The 1208-nt window shown below is 43.9% G+C and carries 1 pseudogene; it reads left to right on the top strand.

The features are described 5' to 3' along the window. Positions 1–848 precede the first annotated feature (848 nt). Positions 849–992, top strand: a pseudogene (locus tag HMPREF2955_RS15980) (transposase); the annotation flags it as partial. Between the last annotated feature and the right edge of the window lie 216 nt (positions 993–1208).

Below are 1208 nucleotides of genomic sequence, written 5' to 3' on the forward strand. Positions count from 1 at the left end.
AACAAGTAGTGCGAATGGTGTTGCTCCCTAAAAAAGACCCATTATCGCCACCTAAGCCCATACATAACAAGAAGAGCGAATGGCGTTACTCCCTAAAAGTAACTTGTTATCGCCGACCTAGGCCCACACAAAACAAGTAGTGCGAATGGTGTTACTCCCTAAAAACAGCCTATAATCGCTGACCTAAGGCCACGCAAAACACGTAGTGCGAATGGTGTTGCTCCCTAAAAATAACCTATAATCGCCGACCTAAGGCCACGCAAAACAAGTAGTGCGAATGGTGTCGCTCCTTAGAAATAACCTATAATCGCCGACCTAAGCCCGCACTAAACAAGTCGCGCGAACGGTGTTACTCCCTAAAAGTAACTTGTTATCGCCGACCTAAGCCCACACAAAACAAGTAGCGAGAATGGTGTTACTCCCTAAAAACAACCCATTATCGCCGACCTAAGCCCACATGAAACAAGTAGTGCGAATGGTGTTGCTCCCTAAAAACAGCCTATTATCACCGACCTAAGGCCATACAAAAAAAGTAGTGCGAATGGTGTTACTCCCTAAAAATAACCCATAATCGCCGACTTTTCTCGTGAAAGGCGGTGAGTATATGGGATGTTATGCCCTAAAATATTCTCGAAATAAGGACATTATCTAGTGACAAACAGAGAGCGTATTGGCCTGTACCCACTAGGATGCGCCCTATACATCGGTTATATTTGGTGAAAAGTGGCGATAATAAGGCATGTTTAGCCTTAATTATCCGAGGTCGTCTTGATTTTTAATGTTTCTATAATTTGAGAGGGAGTTTATCGTCTTTCTGGTGAAAAACCAAGATAATAACACTTCTCTTCATGTACGAAGTACTGGGCAAAGATACGATAAAATCCAAAATTCTGCCCCATTTGTCTTTGGCGAAACGTGGTTATGTCTCAAAAAGTGGCCTGGCGGAAGTCATTCAATACATTCTTTACAAGCTGAAAACTGGCTGTCGATGGCAGATTACTTCTGCGTTTGTATGATGCCGTCTTCGTTGGCTGTGAGCAACAAGCCCTGCAACCGCTCGCGCTGGTGGTCGTAAGCGCACGTGCTTTCCGTGCCGTTAACTACGAGCGTGTATGTGGAATTATTGTTTTTTTTGTCTAGTTTTCAGTAGGAAATTTAACATAAAAAGCGGCCATTCTGTCCACCAATCGCTCACCTTGCCGCAAAAA

The sequence above is a fragment of the Prevotella sp. HMSC073D09 genome (assembly GCF_001814145.1).
Classification (GTDB): domain Bacteria; phylum Bacteroidota; class Bacteroidia; order Bacteroidales; family Bacteroidaceae; genus Prevotella; species Prevotella conceptionensis.